12 protein-coding genes are annotated in these 15,304 nt (G+C 62.7%); 4 read left to right on the top strand and 8 right to left on the bottom strand.

What is annotated here, in order from left to right; all coding sequences use genetic code 11:
* Positions 1-286 precede the first annotated feature (286 nt).
* Entirely contained in the window at positions 287-1,660 is a 1,374-nt protein-coding gene (locus tag FJ543_RS02885) for a PleD family two-component system response regulator (protein WP_015317622.1), read from the bottom strand.
* A 33-nt stretch (positions 1,661-1,693) separates the two neighbouring features.
* The gene (locus FJ543_RS02880; protein ID WP_280110242.1) at positions 1,694-2,050 is read right to left on the bottom strand and encodes a response regulator; all 357 of its coding nucleotides are present in this window, start codon (positions 2,048-2,050) and stop codon (positions 1,694-1,696) included.
* A 262-nt stretch (positions 2,051-2,312) separates the two neighbouring features.
* Here FJ543_RS02880 and FJ543_RS02875 point away from each other — a divergent pair, with 262 nt between their 5' ends.
* A complete protein-coding gene (locus FJ543_RS02875; RefSeq protein WP_015317620.1) occupies positions 2,313-2,612 on the top strand; it encodes a DUF3572 domain-containing protein in 300 nt (99 codons plus the stop codon).
* A complete protein-coding gene (locus FJ543_RS02870; protein WP_015317619.1) occupies positions 2,609-3,262 on the top strand; it encodes a hypothetical protein in 654 nt (217 codons plus the stop codon). The genes FJ543_RS02875 and FJ543_RS02870 overlap by 4 nt, the downstream gene beginning before the upstream one ends.
* Positions 3,263-3,336: 74 nt before the next feature.
* Here the strand turns inward: FJ543_RS02870 and FJ543_RS02865 are convergent, their stop codons facing one another.
* Positions 3,337-4,896 (bottom strand): hypothetical protein, encoded by a 1,560-nt coding sequence (locus FJ543_RS02865; protein WP_140874447.1) that lies wholly within the window; start codon positions 4,894-4,896, stop codon positions 3,337-3,339.
* Positions 4,897-4,988: 92 nt separating this feature from the next.
* Entirely contained in the window at positions 4,989-5,576 is a 588-nt protein-coding gene (locus FJ543_RS02860; protein ID WP_015317617.1) for a GNAT family N-acetyltransferase, read from the bottom strand.
* A gap of 65 nt (positions 5,577-5,641) precedes the next feature.
* On the opposite strand from FJ543_RS02860, the gene FJ543_RS02855 reads away from it, so the two are divergent.
* Complete coding sequence (locus tag FJ543_RS02855) at positions 5,642-6,970, top strand: DNA polymerase IV (RefSeq protein WP_041163442.1); 1,329 nt, start codon at positions 5,642-5,644, stop codon at positions 6,968-6,970.
* Between the two features lie 6 nt (positions 6,971-6,976).
* On the opposite strand, the gene FJ543_RS02850 is transcribed toward FJ543_RS02855, so the two are convergent.
* Entirely contained in the window at positions 6,977-7,483 is a 507-nt protein-coding gene (locus FJ543_RS02850) for a hypothetical protein (RefSeq protein WP_015317615.1), read from the bottom strand.
* Positions 7,484-7,674: 191 nt separating this feature from the next.
* Between FJ543_RS02850 and FJ543_RS02845 the strand changes: the two genes are divergently transcribed.
* Positions 7,675-8,556, top strand: a complete 882-nt coding sequence (locus FJ543_RS02845; RefSeq protein ID WP_140661175.1) for a DMT family transporter — start codon at positions 7,675-7,677, stop codon at positions 8,554-8,556.
* A 9-nt stretch (positions 8,557-8,565) separates the two neighbouring features.
* Here the strand turns inward: FJ543_RS02845 and FJ543_RS02840 are convergent, their stop codons facing one another.
* The 3 genes from FJ543_RS02840 to FJ543_RS02830 form a co-directional block, all read right to left on the bottom strand.
* Positions 8,566-9,369, bottom strand: a complete 804-nt coding sequence (locus tag FJ543_RS02840) for a potassium channel family protein (protein WP_140661174.1) — start codon at positions 9,367-9,369, stop codon at positions 8,566-8,568.
* Positions 9,370-9,424: 55 nt separating this feature from the next.
* Positions 9,425-12,952, bottom strand: coding sequence for a DNA polymerase III subunit alpha (dnaE, locus tag FJ543_RS02835; protein WP_140873694.1), 3,528 nt, complete (start codon positions 12,950-12,952; stop codon positions 9,425-9,427).
* 108 nt (positions 12,953-13,060) lie between these two features.
* Positions 13,061-15,073 carry an acetyl/propionyl/methylcrotonyl-CoA carboxylase subunit alpha gene (locus FJ543_RS02830; protein WP_140873692.1) on the bottom strand — a complete coding sequence of 671 codons (2,013 nt, stop codon included), beginning with the start codon at positions 15,071-15,073 and terminating at the stop codon, positions 13,061-13,063.
* Positions 15,074-15,304: the final 231 nt, after the last annotated feature.

Raw genomic sequence — 15,304 nt, 5'->3', positions numbered from 1 at the left:
TCGGGCAAAGGGGGCCGGTCGGCGTTTGGCAGCGGTACGAGGAGGCCACTATGTGCCAGCGCCGGCCGGCCGACCCCACGGACCCAGGAGATGCGGCGGACCTGAGCATCATGGGGTATTCGAGGATCGAGCCGGCTGTCTACCTCGTGCCGGCTTCGTCTTGGCCTTCACATTTGCGCAAGAGCTTATGGAAATCAACAGTTTCTTAACCAAGGCTCGCGAATCGCTTGGATTAAGGTAAATGGGTAACCCTGTTGGGGTTGACCGGATTATCGCGGCCGGAGCGTCAAGCTGCCTTGGCAACGACGCGGTTGCGGCCGCCGCTCTTGGCTTCGTAGAGCGCGAGATCGGCGCGTTTCATCAATGCCGCCACCGTGTCCACGCCCTTCAGCACCGATGACACGCCAACACTGACGGTGACCTCGATCGTCTTGCCCTCGGCGCCGATGGCGAACGGCATCTGGGCGATTTCGGCACGAATGCGCTCGGCCACCTTCTCGGCCACTGCGCCGTCGGTATCGGGCATTACCACCACGAACTCCTCGCCGCCGAACCGGCAGGCAAGGTCGATACCCCGGACGTTCTTGCGCAGCCGCCGCGCGAATTCGCGCAGCACCTCGTCGCCGCCGTCATGCCCATGCGCATCATTGATGGACTTGAAGCGGTCGAGATCGGTGATCATCACCGACAGCGGCCGGCGCCGCGCCACGGCGCGATCGAACAGCGTCTGCAGATGGCTGTCTAGATAGCGGCGATTGTGCAGCCCGGTGAGGCCGTCGGTCACGGCCATTTCGATGGTCTGGGTGACACTGGCGCGCAATTGGTCATTGTAGCGCTTGCGGCGCACCTGGGTACGCAGCCGCGCCGTCAGTTCCTGCTGGTCGATCGGCCGCATCAGATAGTCGTTGATGCCGAGTTCGAGCCCTCGGATGATGCGCTCCTCCTCGCCCTCCTCCGCCAGCAGGATGATCGGCACGAAACGGGTGCGGTCGAGCGAGCGCAGTTGCGAGCAGAGCCTGAGCGGATCGAAATCGGCGAAGGCCGTCGAGATCATCACGCATTCATAGGGCGTCTCCGCGGCCTGGAAGAACCCGGCATGCGGATCGCCCGTGACGTCGAGGTCGGCACGATCGCGCAGCATCTTCTGGATGCGCTCGACCGACGATTTGCGCTCGTCGATCAAAAGCACCTTCGGCGTCGTGTCCTCGGACGCGAAATTGCGGCTCAAAAGTTCTTCGATGCCGATGTTGCGCGTGGTCGAGGCGCGCAGCCGAAGCTCGTCGGTCAACGACTTCAGGCGGACCAGGCTCTTGACGCGCGTCATCAGCTGCAAGTCGTTGACCGGCTTGGTCAGGAAATCGTCGGCACCGGCCTCGAGCCCGCGCACGCGGTCGGTGACCTGATCGAGCGCGGTGATCATCACCACCGGAATGTGCGACGTCGCCGGATCGCTCTTCAATCGCCGGCAGACCTCGAACCCGTCCATGTCGGGCATCATTACGTCGAGCAGCACGACATCCACCTTGCCGTTCTCGCAGGTCTCGATCGCATCGGCCCCATTGGTGGCGGTCAGAACCTCGAAATACTCGGCCAGCAGCCGGACTTCCAGCAGCCTCACATTGGCAGGGATGTCGTCGACGACGAGGATCCGCGCAGTCATTTCACAACGCTCCGGCTCGGCTGGAAGGGTACATCAGGCATCGCCCAGATAAGATTTGATGGTTTCGATGAAACGCGGCACCGAGATCGGCTTCGAAATATACGCCTCGCAGCCGCCTTGGCGGATGCGTTCCTCGTCGCCTTTCATCGCGAAGGCAGTCACCGCAATCACCGGGATGACGTGCAGATCGTCGTCCTCTTTCAGCCATTTGGTCACTTCCAGTCCCGACACTTCGGGCAGTTGGATGTCCATCAGGATGAGGTCCGGCCGGTGCTGGCGCGCAAGGTCGAGCGCCTCCAGACCGTTGCGGGTGCGCACCGTCTCGTAACCGCTTGCTTCGATGAGGTCCCGAAAGAGCTTCATATTGAGCTCATTGTCCTCGACGATCATCACCTTCTTAGTCATCGACATCCCGTCCCGGCCGTCCTCCGCCCGGAGGTGGCCGTCATGCGCTCTTTCCTTGAACGCACCAAACCCTGCTGCACTATACGGCAATATGATTGACGAAACGGAAACCCGAAGCCTGCAAAGCAGCACGAATTCCGCCTCGCCTCCCTGCGCGTCCAAAAGGCGCGCCACACGCTAATGGCTTGCCGCAAGCAATTCTTGCCATTACTGCGGGAGAGACTCATTCCACGCACCGAAGGTAGTGATGGCAAACGCAGCGTCAATGCGCGAAGAGGCGGAAACCATTGCCGTCAAGGCACTGGGCTTCGTTGCCGCCGATCCGGAGCTTTTACCGCGCTTTCTGGCAATCACGGGAATAGAGGCGCATTCGATCCGCCGGGCGGCCGGCGAGCCGGGTTTCATGGCCGGCGTCCTGCAGTTCATTCTCGCCCACGAGCCGACCTTAATGCGCTTCGCCGAGGAAACCGGCACGCCACCAGCGGCTGTCGGCAAGGCGTTGCGCGTCTTGCCGCTCGGCGATGACAATCACGAGCACTCCACATGAGCGATGATCCCGAAACCGCGCGCCAGATCGAGGAACTGGCGGCTGACGACCGACCGCTGCTGGTGCTCGATGTCGACGACGTGGTGCTCGAATTCATCCGGCCCTTCCCGCATTTCCTCAAGGCGCGCGGCTATGGCCTGACGCTGGCGTCCTTCCGGCTGACCGGCAACATTGCCGAGACAGCCAGCGGCCGCCTGATCGAACAACCCGAAGTCACCGCACTCCTCGGCGATTTCTTCGACGCGCAAGCCGATTGGCAAAGCATCACCGATGGCGCCGCGGAAGCCCTGACCGGGCTTGGAGACCGTGCCGAAATCATATTGCTGACAGCCATGCCGCACCGGCATCGCGCCGTGCGACGCGCCCATCTCGATGCACTGGGGCTAGCCTATCCGCTGCTGACCACCGAAATGGCCAAGGGCCCGGCGGTAGCCAAACTGCGCGGCAAGAGCGGCAGGCCGGTGGTCTTCGTCGACGATCAGCCAGCCAATCTGGCGTCGGTGCGTGACTCGGTCGCCGACGCAAACCTATTCCATCTGATGGCCGACAATTCGCTGCGTACGTTCCTGCCATCGGTCCCGGACGATGTCATCGTCGTCCAGGATTGGCACGAAGCCGCGCCTAAGATCGCTGGCGCGCTGGGGTTCTAATCCAGGCGTTTTGGTGCGATCCCGGACGAAAAAACCGGTTCGCACTGTTCCGGATTTGCTCAAGGGCAGAACACTCAAGGATTGAGCTTCGCCCCTGCCCCGCCGTTAGCGCCGCCGCCATTATCGCTACCGCCATTATCGCCGCCGCTCTCATCGTCCGAACCGTCACCGTCGTCGACGCTATCGTCCACCGCCGGGTCGGCGGGCTTCAGCATGACGCCGTTGACGGTGACCGAGCCGTCGGCCTTGGTGTTGATAGCCCATTCCAGCTTGCCGTCCGGCAGCGTCTTGGCAAAACCCTTCGCCATGAGAGCGACAGGCACGTACTGCCCGACTTCCGGCTCCGCCTTCGCCGCTTCCTGCAGATGCTCCATGATCTTGTCGAAGCCAGCGACGTCGACAGTGAGATTTGCGTCGGGTTTCTGGCCGAAGCTTGTCATCTCGCCTTCCAGTGCGATCTCCATGTCCTTGTTCTTCACGGTACTGTGGCCGATGACGACCTTCGGCGTCTTGGCCAGGAATTCGGCTTTGAGCTGGTCGCCGAACTCGGCCGGCAGCGGCGGATCCTGGTTGAGATCAAAGGCTTCGATGGCCTTCTTTGCCATGCTGTCGAGATCGATGTTGGCGCCGCCGAAATTCAGGTCGATATCGGTGGGCAGCAGCGCCACGCTCCAGCTCGGCAAAAGCTGCTGCGGCACGGTCAGCCCCGAAGCCTTGATGCCATAGCTGACCTTTCCGTTCTGGGCGACGCCGTCGGAACCGAACGCTATGCCGAACTGGGTTGCTCCGAACGTGCCGATAGGGCTGTCGACCGCGAAGTCCTTGAAGCCATAGGTTCCGTCGATACGCTCCCACACCGGAAGCGCTGCAAGCAGAAGCGACTTGAGCTGCGCCTGGTTTGCCTTCAGCGTCTTCTCGTCCTCATTGGCCACGGCAAACGCCAGGAGATCGAGCAGAGGCTTGGTCTGCACGCCCTTGCCGCTGGCCTCCACGGAAAATTCCGGCGACTTCACGGTGACGGGAAAATTCAGCCCGCTCTCGGCGTCGTTGAATTTTATCGCTTCGACGAAGTTCGAAATCTTTTGCGACGTCGTGAAATCAACGCCGCCATTGGTCGCCTTGGTCGCGGAAAGCGTCACGGTGCCGGCACCGGCGGTCACATCCATCTTTTGCTTGGCGTCCTGCGACGACATCGTCATCCCGGCCATCGAGCTCGTGGCGCTGGTGAAGGCCGCCAACTTGGGGTCGTAGACGCCGTTGCCCTTGCCATCCTTGATCGAGAACTGCGTGCTCTGCTTTCCCTGAGGGCCGTTGAATTCAAAGGAGGCGCTCTGCGAAAAATCCATCGAGACATCCCAGGACCCGTCGCTGCGCGGCTTGACCAGCAGGGCGTAGGGCGCAAGGTCGAATTTCACCAGTTTCTGGTCGGGAAAGCTGCTGGCCAGCGCCTTGAAATCAACCACGATCTTGTAGGCGTCGCCCTCGGCCGAAACCTTCAGGATGCCCTTGTCGAGCGCCTGTTTGCCGACATAGCGCGACAGGTCATCGGACAATTGCTTGGCGCCCTGACTGTCGACGGTCTGGCCGAAAGCAGGCGCGCTCAGCAGGAACGCGGTAAAGGCAATAGGCAGCATACGGTTCACGGGAATTCTCCGTTCGGTCGAAAAGGCAAATGGTCTCGTATCTCTGGTAGGGAAATACCATCGCGACTGCAAGACGATGACAGTCAGGCAATCGGCTTCAACACCAGCCGCATCAGCGGTCGACCGGCCTTGCGCTCCACAAGCCTTTCGAACCCGGCTTTCTCGAACACTCCCGATGACCCGACAAACAGGCCGATCGAACGCGAATCGCGCGACAGGTCGATCGGGCAGGCCTCGACGAGCCGCGCCCCGTTCCTGCGGGCGAACTCGATGCCGCCTTCGACGAGGCGGTGGGTGATGCCCCTGCCGCGCGCCTTGGCGCGGATGAAAAAGCATGAGATCGCCCAAACGGCCGGATCGGACGCGTCGGCGGGATCGATCGGCGCCGAGCCCCTGCCCTTGTTATTCCATTCGGGCACGTCGGCGCGTGGCCCGATCTGCATCCAGCCGACCGCCTTGCCGTCCTCGAAAGCCAGCAGGCCGGGCGGCGGGCCGGCTTCGATGCGCGCCTTGATGTGATCCTTGTTGCGTTCACGACTGCTCTCGCGCCGCGCCGCCGGCGCCAGCCGGAAATGGGTACACCAGCAGCCGTAGCAGGCGCCCTGCTTGCCGAAAAGGTCCTCGAATTCAGGCCAGAGCTCTGGCGCCAGCGGCACTACGGTCGTGCTCATGCGTTCTCCCCAGGCCAGGCTTGTCGCTGGCCTTGCGCTGTCGTACCATTGGTTTTGTTCTCTTTATGTTCGCAGCGATGGCGACCCCTGTCAACAATCCCGACCACGGTTTTTGTCGTGACTGCCTGACCTTTCAGCGCAGTGAAACGCGCCGTTGCGAACGCTGCGGCAGCCCTCGCCTTGCCCGCCATCCCGAGCTTTACCGGCTGCACCTCGCCCATATCGATTGCGACGCCTTCTACGCGGCCATCGAGAAGCGCGACAACCCTGCGCTCAAGGACAAGCCGCTGATCATCGGCGGCGGCAAGCGCGGTGTCGTCTCCACCGCCTGCTACATCGCTCGCATCCGCGGCGTGCGCTCCGCCATGCCGATGTTCAAGGCGCTCGAGGCCTGCCCGGAGGCGGTCGTGATCGCGCCCAACATGGAAAAGTACGTGGCCGTCGGCCGCGAGGTGCGCGCCATGATGCAGGCTTTGACACCGCTGGTCGAGCCGTTGTCGATCGATGAGGCCTTCCTCGACCTCGCCGGCACCGAGCGCCTGCACGGACTGCCACCGGCCGTGGTGCTGGCGCGCTTTTCGCTGGCGGTGGAGAAGGAGATCGGCATCACCGTTTCATCAGGCCTGTCCTATTGCAAATTCCTCGCCAAGATAGCGTCCGATTTCCGCAAACCGCGCGGCTTTTCCGTCATCGGCGAGGCGGAGGCGGTCGGCTTTCTGGCCACGCAGCCGGTGACCATGATCTGGGGCGTCGGCAAGGCGTTCAACGCCACGCTGGAACAGGATGGCATCCGCACGATCGGCCAGCTCCAGAAGATGGAGCGTGGCGACCTGATGCGCCGCTATGGGGTGATGGGCGAACGGCTCTACCGGCTTTCGCGCGGTGAGGATGTCCGCCGCGTCGACCCAGACCAGGACGCCAAGAGCGTATCGGCCGAAACCACTTTCGACACCGATATCGCCTCACTGGACGAGCTTGTCTCGGTGCTGAGGGGCCTTTCGGAAAAAGTCTCGGCGAGGCTGAAGAAATCAGGCATTGCGGGGCGCACCGTGGTGCTGAAGCTGAAGACCCAGGACTTCAGGCTCCGCACGCGCAACCGTCAGCTCGGCGACCCGACCCGCCTCGCCGACCGCATCTTTTCGACCGGCGTGGAACTTCTTCGCAAGGAGACCGACGGAACGAAATTCCGATTGCTCGGCATCGGCGTCAGCGACCTCTCCGACGATGATAAGGCCGATCCGCCGGATTTGGTCGATGTGCAGTCGCGCAAGCGCGCCATGGCCGAAGGCGCCATCGATGCACTACGCGACAAGTTCGGCCGCAAGGCGGTGCAAACCGGCTACACCTTCGGCAAGGGCCGCGACGCCCATCCGCCGGAGCCGCTGGAAGATTGAACCCGATCAGCTGCGTCGAAGATCGATGCGGCTGGTCACCACGCTCTTGCCGGTCTTGGGATCGCGGTCGACCACGGTCAAGACTATGCCGTCCGCACCGTTTTTCTGCACGGTAAGCTGCGCGGCGCGGTCGCCATTGACCTCCTTGGCCCAGCGGATGGCGAGGTTTATCGCATTGCCGGAACGGCTTCCGTTCAACTGCGCCGGTCCGGTGCGCGATCCCACATAGACACCGCTGTATTTGGCGCCGCTGGTCTTCAGGCGAGCACTGATGGCGCGTGTCACCAGGATCAGGCCGCGGCAGTTGCCGTCGAGGGACAGCGAAGACGATGTCGCATTCGATTTGAACGTGCAGGAAACGCTGACCGTTGGCGCCTGCGTCGTCACCTGAACGGTTCCCTTGCCGGCGAAATTGCCCTTGAAGGATTGGAGAAATTTGCTCTCGTCCGCATGCGCGGCTGTGGCCGCGACGGCCAGGCACCCGGCAAGCACAAACCGCGTGAGTAATGTCATCGAAGGTCTCCTTGTGACGGGTGGAACGGCGATCGGTGATGCTCAAGCGGACATCGCGACTCAACGCGGCTTGCCATGTCAGGTTCCGCCCGCGACAGGGCTGTTTTGCAACGTCGCGCCAATATCTCTGGCCCAGTCAAATGCGGCGGCTAGTGGTTGCGGCAAAAACCCCGGCTTGCGAGATAGCTGACATGGCACCTACCCCCTCGATCCCCAAGGCCGCTTTCTGGATGGCGCTGTCGATCGCCTCGTTCCTGGCGATGTCGGTCGCCGGCCGCGCCACGACCGCCGAGCTCAACGTCTTCCAGGTGCTGGAACTGCGCTCGGTCATCGGGTTCTTCATTCTGCTGCCGCTGGTGATGATGAGCGGCGGCTTCGCGGCGATGCGCACGCAGCGGCCCGTCGCTCATATCGCCAGAAACGTCATCCACTATACCGGGCAGGCGGCATGGCTCTACGCATTGACCTTGATTCCGTTGGCCGTGCTGATTTCGATCGAATTCACCACACCGATCTGGACGGCTATCCTGGCGGTGACCTTTCTTGGTGAAAGGTTGTCCCGGCCAAAGCTTGCCGCGATCGTGCTGGGCCTGATCGGGGTGGTAATCATCGTTCGCCCCGGTGTGGGCTCGGTCGATCCGGGCCATCTCATCGTGCTCGGCGCCGCGGTTTGCTTCGGCATCTCGGTGGTCCTGGTCAAGTCGCTGACGCGGACGGACAGCGTCGTGCGCATTATCTTCTGGATGCTGATCATCCAGTCGGTGGTCGGCCTCGTTCCAGCCCTTTACGAGTGGCGCAACCCGCCGCTGGAACTGTGGCCATGGATCGTGCTGATCGCCTTCACCGGCATGTCGTCGCATTTTTGCATGGCCCGTGCGCTTGGCTATGCCGACGCCACCGTCATTTCGCCGATGGATTTCCTGCGTGTACCGTTGTCGGCGCTCATCGGCTGGCTGCTTTACAGCGAGCAGATCGACGCCTTCACCGCTGGCGGTGCATTGCTGATCCTGATGGGCAATCTGCTCAACTTGCAGCGCAAGGCAGTCAAGCCGGCAGAAGTCGCGGCGTCATAGCGTTGCCAGTCAGTTCCCTTCGTCTGGAATGTTGAGCACGTGTCCGCACGCCTTGCAGTGTACGGCGTCCGGCTCGTGACGCTGCAACCCGCATTGCGGACAGGGAAAGAACACCTTGGCCGGCCGAAAGATCGCCTGCGCCAGCCTGACGAACAGCGATATGCCGATGATCATGGTTACGATCGCCGTCAGCTTGCCGGCGATGCCCGGCAGCACGATGTCGCCGAAGCCTGTCGTCGTCACGGTCGCGACGGTGAAGTAAAGCGCGTCGATGTAGTTTTCCAGTCCGGCTCCGTTGCGAAAAAAGAACGTGTAGACGAAGCCCGTGATGACAAAGAGAAAGGTCAAAAGGTTGATCACCGCGTGGCTTGCCTCGCGCCAGGGCCGCAGGCCACGCATCTCGAAATGCCGCCAGATCGAACCGCTGCGCGACAGCGACCATAGCCGCAGGATGCGCAGAAAGCCGAGGCTCGCGAGAGCCGTCGGCATCAGCAGCGTCAGAAGGATGAAGGCATCCACCCAAAAGGTCGGCTGCTTCGTCAGGCGCAGCATGTCGTTGGAGGCGAGCAGCCTGGCAATCAGATCGGCGGCGACGAGAGCCGCCACGGCATAGTCTAGCCACAGAAACGAGGGCGACTGCTGGATGACCGGGGTGGCGATGAAAAAAGCGATGATGGCGAGGTCGATGATGACAGCCACCAGTTGGAACCGGAACGCGGCCGGCGAGCGTCCGTGATAGAGCCTGCGCAGCCTGTCGCGTAATCGCGCCGTCGCGGAAAGGTTCTGCGATGGACGCCTCTCCTTGGCCTTCATGCTGGCATGAGCAGCCGGTGCCGGCCCGCGGAGTGCCGCCTGGTAAGCGCGCAGATCACACCAGTTCCACTTCAATCACGCCCGGCACGGCGCGCATTGCCGAGGCGATCTGTGGCGAGACGCGATAGCCGCCTTGCAGAGCGATCTCGACCTCGCCCTGCGCCTCTTCCTTGATCACGATGATGCTCACCTGGCTTTCACCCCGCTGCGTGAGTTGGGATTGGATCATCGAGGCAGGTCCATCGTTCCTGACGAAGATGCGCAGCGCCTTCTGGATGCGGCTTGCCTCGTCCTCCAGCGATTGCACGGAGTTGATGCGCAGGTTGACGCCCTCGGGCCTGTCCTCCGCCGCGACAGTGATGACAACCGAGCGGCCGGCTTCGAGGAGGTCGCGATACTGGGCCAAACCTTCTGAAAACAATACGGCCTCGTATTGGCCGGAGGTGTCCGAAAAGGCCACCACGCCCATCTTGTTGCCGGTGCGCGTCTTGCGCTCCTGCTTGCTGGTAACGGTGCCGGCAAGCCGGCCGGCGGAAGCACCGCGCTTGACGGCGGCGGAGAACTCCGCCCAGTTCTGCACCCGCATCTTCTGCAGCGCCGCCTTGTACTCGTCGAGCGGATGCGCCGAGAGATAGAAGCCGACGACCTGGAACTCGCGGTGCAGGCGGTCGGCAGCGAGCCACGGATCGGTCGCCGGCAGATTGAGCGCCTGCGACTGTGCGCCGAGCGAGGCGCCGAAGATGTCGGCCTGACCCGAAACGGCGTTCTGCTGGGCGAGCGACGCCAGCCCCATCATCCGCTCGACGCCGGCCAACATCTGGGCGCGGTCGTGGCCGAAGCAGTCGAGCGCGCCGGCCATGATCAGGCTTTCGAAAACCCGTTTGCCGACGATCTTCGGGTCGACCCTCTCGCAGAAATCGGCCAGGCTCTTGAACGGCTTTTCGCCGCGAACGGCGACGATGTGCTCCACCGCGGCATCGCCGACGCCCTTCAGCGCGGCCATCGAATAATAGATCCGGTTCTCCCCGACCTCGAAGGCACGGAAACTCGTCATCACTGACGGCGCCAGGACTTCGATGCCAAGGCGCAGCGCATCCTGGCGGAAGTCGGCGAGCTTGTCGGTGTTACCCATGTCTAGCGTCATCGACGCTGCCAGGAACTCGACCGGATAATGCGCCTTGAGATAGGCGGTCTGGTAGGAGACGACAGCGTAGGCGGCCGCATGAGACTTGTTGAAACCGTAGTCGGCGAACTTTGCCAGCAGGTCGAAAATGAAGTCGGCTTGCGGCTTTGCGACGCCGCGCTCGACCGCGCCGGAGACAAAGCGTTCGCGCTGCTTGTCCATCTCGGCGCGGATCTTCTTGCCCATGGCGCGCCGCAGAAGGTCGGCTTCGCCAAGCGAATAGCCGGACAGCTCCTGCGCGATCTGCATCACCTGTTCCTGGTAGACGATGACGCCTTGCGTCTCCTTCACCAGATGGTCGATCTTGGGATGGATCGAGGCCATCTCCTCCTCGCCATGCTTTCTGGCGTTGTAGGTCGGGATGTTCTCCATCGGTCCCGGCCGGTAGAGGGCAACCAGCGCGATGATGTCCTCGATGCAGTCGGGCCGCATACCGATCAGCGCCTTGCGCATGCCGGCACTTTCCACCTGGAACACGCCGACCACCTCGCCGCGCGACAGCATCGCATAGGTCTCGGGATCGTCGAGCGGGATGGTCGCCAGGTCGATATCGATGCCGCGCCGGCGGATCAACTTGACGGCCGTCTCCAGCACCGTCAGCGTCTTCAGGCCGAGGAAGTCGAACTTCACCAACCCCGCCTGCTCGACATATTTCATGTTGAACTGGGTGACAGGCATGTCCGAGCGCGGATCGCGGTACATCGGCACCAGTTCCGACAACGGTCGGTCGCCAATGACGATGCCGGCGGCGTGCGTCGAGGCGTGGCGGTAGAGGCCCTCCAGCTTCTGCGCCATGTCGAGCAGCGTCTGCACGATCGGCTCTTTCTCGGCCTCCTCCGCAAAGCGCGGCTCGTTGGCGATGGCGTCGGCGAGCTTGACCGGATTGGCCGGGTTCTGCGGCACCATTTTCGAAAGCTTGTCGACCTGGCCGTACGGCATCTGCAGCACGCGGCCGACGTCGCGCAGCACGGCGCGCGCCTGCAGCGTACCGAAAGTGATGATCTGGCCGACCTGGTCGCGGCCGTATTTCTGCTGGACGTACCGGATCACCTCTTCGCGGCGATCCTGGCAGAAATCGATGTCGAAATCGGGCATCGAAACGCGGTCCGGATTGAGGAAGCGTTCGAACAGCAGCGAGAAACGCAGCGGATCGATGTCGGTGATGGTGGTCGAATAGGCAACCAGCGAACCAGCGCCCGAACCACGCCCCGGCCCGACCGGAATGCCTTGCGCCTTGGCCCATTTGATGAAGTCGGCAACGATCAGGAAGTAGCCGGGGAATTTCATCTTCTCGATGATGCCAAGCTCGAATTCGAGCCGCTCTCGATACTGCTCGACCGTGTAGCCCGGTGTCGGTCCGTGCAAGGCGAGCCGTGCATCGAGCCCCTCGCGCGCCTGACGGGCCAGTTCCTCGGCCTCGGCCTTTTCGGCCGCGTCCTTGTCGGAGGCATCGCCGCCCGTGAAACGCGGCAGGATCGGACTGCGGGTTTTTGGATAGTAGGAGCAGCGCAGCGCGATCTCGACAGTGTTGTCGATGGCTTCAGGCAGGTCGGCGAACAATTTCGCCATATCGGCCTGACTGCGCAGGAAATTGTCCGGCGACAGCCGGCGGCGGGTGTCGACGGCGACAACCGACCCCTCGGCGATGGCGATCAACGCATCATGCGCCTCATACTCGTCGCGCGACGAGAAGAACGCCTCGTTGGTGGCAACCAGCGGCAATTCATGGGCATAAGCGAGATCGATCGAGGATTTCTCGATCATCCGGTCGTAGCCCGAAACCCGGTCCAGCTCGACATAGAGCCGGTCGCCGAATATCCCCTTGAGCGTTATCAGCCGCGCTTCGGCAAGATCGCGGCGATCTTCCTTCAGGGCCATGCCGATCGGGCCGCGCGGCCCGCCACTGAGACAAATCAGGCCGTCACATTGGCCGTCCATCATTTCGGTGGTCAGGTGCACGGCTTCGCCGGGCGGTGTTTCAAGGTAAACACGGCTGACCAGCCGGACCAGATTGGAATAGCCGGTTTCGGTCGCCGCGATCAGCACGACCGGCCGCATATCGGGACCTTGCCGACGACGGTCACGCTGGCCGTCGCTGTTTTCGCCGGAAAACGCGAGCGCGATCTGGCAGCCGATGATCGGCTGGATGCCGTCCTTCACCGCCTTCTGGGCGAACTCCAAGGCGCCGAACAAATTGTTGGTGTCGGTCACCGCGATCGCCGGCGCTTCGTCCTTGACGGCATGGCCAACGATCTTGCCTAGTTGCAGCGCGCCTTCCAGCAGCGAATAGGCCGAGTGCACGCGCAGATGGACGAACGGCCGCGCCGGCACCTCCGGCCGCGCGGCCGCGATCGCGGCCTCGCGCTTCAGGGGATCGCGTGGAAGTCTCTCATCCGCCATGGTTTCTCGCGCTGTCCGTAAGATTTGAGTCGATGGAGATGTATTGTCCGGGACCGGGCGATACCAGTCCAGCACAAAACGACTACCGACCCACAGGCTTCCAGCCGTTCAGGCGAATTCCATGATCACCGCGTCGACGGCAAGGCTGTCGCCCGGCTTGGCGTTGAGTTTCGAGACGACGAGGTCGCGCTCGGCGCGCAGAACGTTTTCCATCTTCATCGCCTCGACCACGGCCAGCGTCTCGCCCGCCTTGACCTCCTGGCCTTCGACAACGGCGATCGACACGACGAGGCCCGGCATCGGGCAGAGCAGCAGTTTCGACGTGTCCGGCGCTATTTTCTCCGGCATCAGCCGTTCCAATTCGGCGGTGCGCGGCAGCATGGCGCGCGCGGTCACCGACATGCCTTTCCAGGCGATGCGGAGGCCATTGGCGACAGGACGGATCTGGGCGGCAACCCTGCGCTTGCCGACCGTGCCGCGCCAGATGAGATCGCCGGGCCGCCAATCGGACGAAACTGTCAGCGCCTTCCCGCCATCGATGGACAGGTCCATTTCCATCGGGATGGAAATCATGCCTTCGAGGATCGACGCCGACAAATACTCTTCGCCGATCTTCACCACCCAGTCGCGCTTGAGCGCTCCCGAATGCGGCGCCAGCCGCCCGCCCAGCCGGTCGAGACGGTCGCGGCGCAGCAGTTCCACGGCCGTGACGATCGATGCCAGAACGGCTTTTTCCTCGCTGTTCGGCACGACGGGGGCAAAACCGTCGGGATATTCCTCCGCGATGAAGCCGGTCGATATCGCCCCTTCCCGCCAGCGTGGATGCTGCATCAGCGCCGCCAGGAACGGTATGTTGTGCTCGATGCCGTCGACGACAAAGCTGTCCAGCGCTTCCGACATGGCGTCGATGGCCTCGAGCCGCGTCGGCGCCCAGGTGCACAGCTTGGCCAGCATCGGATCGTAGAACATGGAGATTTCCGAGCCTTCGGTGACGCCGGTGTCGTTGCGGATGACGACCTCGCCGAAGCGGCCTTCCTCGGGTGGCCGGTAGCGTGTCAGCCGGCCGATCGACGGCAGGAAATTGCGATAGGGGTCCTCGGCGTAGAGCCGGCTTTCCACCGCCCAGCCGTTCAGCTTGATGTCGCTCTGCTTCAAGGCGAGCTTTTCGCCGGCGGCGACGCGGATCATCTGCTCGACCAGATCGATGCCGGTGACGAGTTCGGTCACCGGATGCTCGACCTGCAATCGTGTATTCATTTCAAGGAAATAGAAGTTCTTGTCCTTGTCGACGATGAACTCGACGGTGCCGGCGCTCTGGTAGTCGACAGCCCTGGCCAACGCCACCGACTGCTCGCCCATCGCCTTGCGCGTCCTGGCATCGAGGAAGGGCGATGGCGCCTCTTCCGCCACCTTCTGGTTACGGCGCTGGATCGAGCATTCGCGTTCGCCAAGATAGAGCGCGTTGCCATGCCCGTCGGCCAGCACCTGGATTTCGATGTGACGCGGGTCGACCACGAACTTTTCGATGAAGACACGGTCGTCGCCGAACGAACTCTTGGCTTCCGAGCGCGCCCGGTCAAATCCGTCGCGTACTTCCGACTGGTCCCAGGCGATGCGCATGCCTTTGCCACCGCCACCGGCCGAGGCCTTGATCATCACGGGATAGCCGATCTCGCCGGCGATCTTTTCGGCGTGATCGGCATTCTCGATGACGCCGAGCCAACCCGGAACCGTCGAAACCTCGGCGGCGTTGGCGAATTTCTTCGACTCGATCTTGTCGCCCATCGCCTTGATGGCCTTGGGCTTCGGCCCGATGAAGACGATGCCTTCCGCTTCCAGGGCTTCGCAGAACGCGGCTCGCTCGGACAGGAAGCCATAGCCGGGGTGCACGGCCTGAGCGCCCGTCGCCTTGCAGGCCGCGATGATCTTTTCAGGAACGAGGTAGCTCTGCGCGGCAGGCGACGGCCCGATATGCACCGCCTCGTCGGCCATTTCGACATGCACGGCATCGCGATCGGCGTCGGAATAGACGGCGACCGTGGCAATGCCCATCTTGCGCGCCGTCCTGATGACGCGGCAGGCGATCTCGCCACGATTGGCGATCAGGATCTTGGTGAACATGCGGGCAGAATTCCCCTCCGGCAGATGGTTCAGTTCTATGGACTATGTCGCCAGGTCTCAAGTGCCGCAGCGGACGACATGACGGGCGTCCCTCCCAATGCTTCCGTCGCACTCCCCTGCCGAGCCGGGCTGGTTGTCGACGGTGTGCTATCTGCGTCAAGAAAGCCAAGATTTCGTCTCATCTGAGAGTTGATGAGCAGCTCAAAACCTGAAACCTTGGCTCAAAATCGC

The organism is Mesorhizobium sp. B2-5-7, from assembly GCF_006440875.1.
Classification (GTDB): domain Bacteria; phylum Pseudomonadota; class Alphaproteobacteria; order Rhizobiales; family Rhizobiaceae; genus Mesorhizobium; species Mesorhizobium australicum.
The sequence above is the reverse complement of the archived record's forward strand: the minus strand, read 5'-3'. Positions and strand labels throughout refer to the sequence as shown.

Bases quoted from the DNA above. Each gene is read 5' to 3' on its own strand.
- FJ543_RS02885 (WP_015317622.1), bottom strand. From the start codon at position 1,660: ATGACTGCGCGGATCCTCGTCGTCGACGACATCCCTGCCAATGTGAGG.
- FJ543_RS02880 (WP_280110242.1), bottom strand. From the start codon at position 2,050: ATGATCGTCGAGGACAATGAGCTCAATATGAAGCTCTTTCGGGACCTC.
- FJ543_RS02875 (WP_015317620.1), top strand. From the start codon at position 2,313: ATGGCAAACGCAGCGTCAATGCGCGAAGAGGCGGAAACCATTGCCGTC.
- FJ543_RS02870 (WP_015317619.1), top strand. From the start codon at position 2,609: ATGAGCGATGATCCCGAAACCGCGCGCCAGATCGAGGAACTGGCGGCT.
- FJ543_RS02865 (WP_140874447.1), bottom strand. From the start codon at position 4,896: ATGCTGCCTATTGCCTTTACCGCGTTCCTGCTGAGCGCGCCTGCTTTC.
- FJ543_RS02860 (WP_015317617.1), bottom strand. From the start codon at position 5,576: ATGAGCACGACCGTAGTGCCGCTGGCGCCAGAGCTCTGGCCTGAATTC.
- FJ543_RS02855 (WP_041163442.1), top strand. From the start codon at position 5,642: ATGTTCGCAGCGATGGCGACCCCTGTCAACAATCCCGACCACGGTTTT.
- FJ543_RS02850 (WP_015317615.1), bottom strand. From the start codon at position 7,483: ATGACATTACTCACGCGGTTTGTGCTTGCCGGGTGCCTGGCCGTCGCG.
- FJ543_RS02845 (WP_140661175.1), top strand. From the start codon at position 7,675: ATGGCACCTACCCCCTCGATCCCCAAGGCCGCTTTCTGGATGGCGCTG.
- FJ543_RS02840 (WP_140661174.1), bottom strand. From the start codon at position 9,369: ATGAAGGCCAAGGAGAGGCGTCCATCGCAGAACCTTTCCGCGACGGCG.
- dnaE (WP_140873694.1), bottom strand. From the start codon at position 12,952: ATGGCGGATGAGAGACTTCCACGCGATCCCCTGAAGCGCGAGGCCGCG.
- FJ543_RS02830 (WP_140873692.1), bottom strand. From the start codon at position 15,073: ATGTTCACCAAGATCCTGATCGCCAATCGTGGCGAGATCGCCTGCCGC.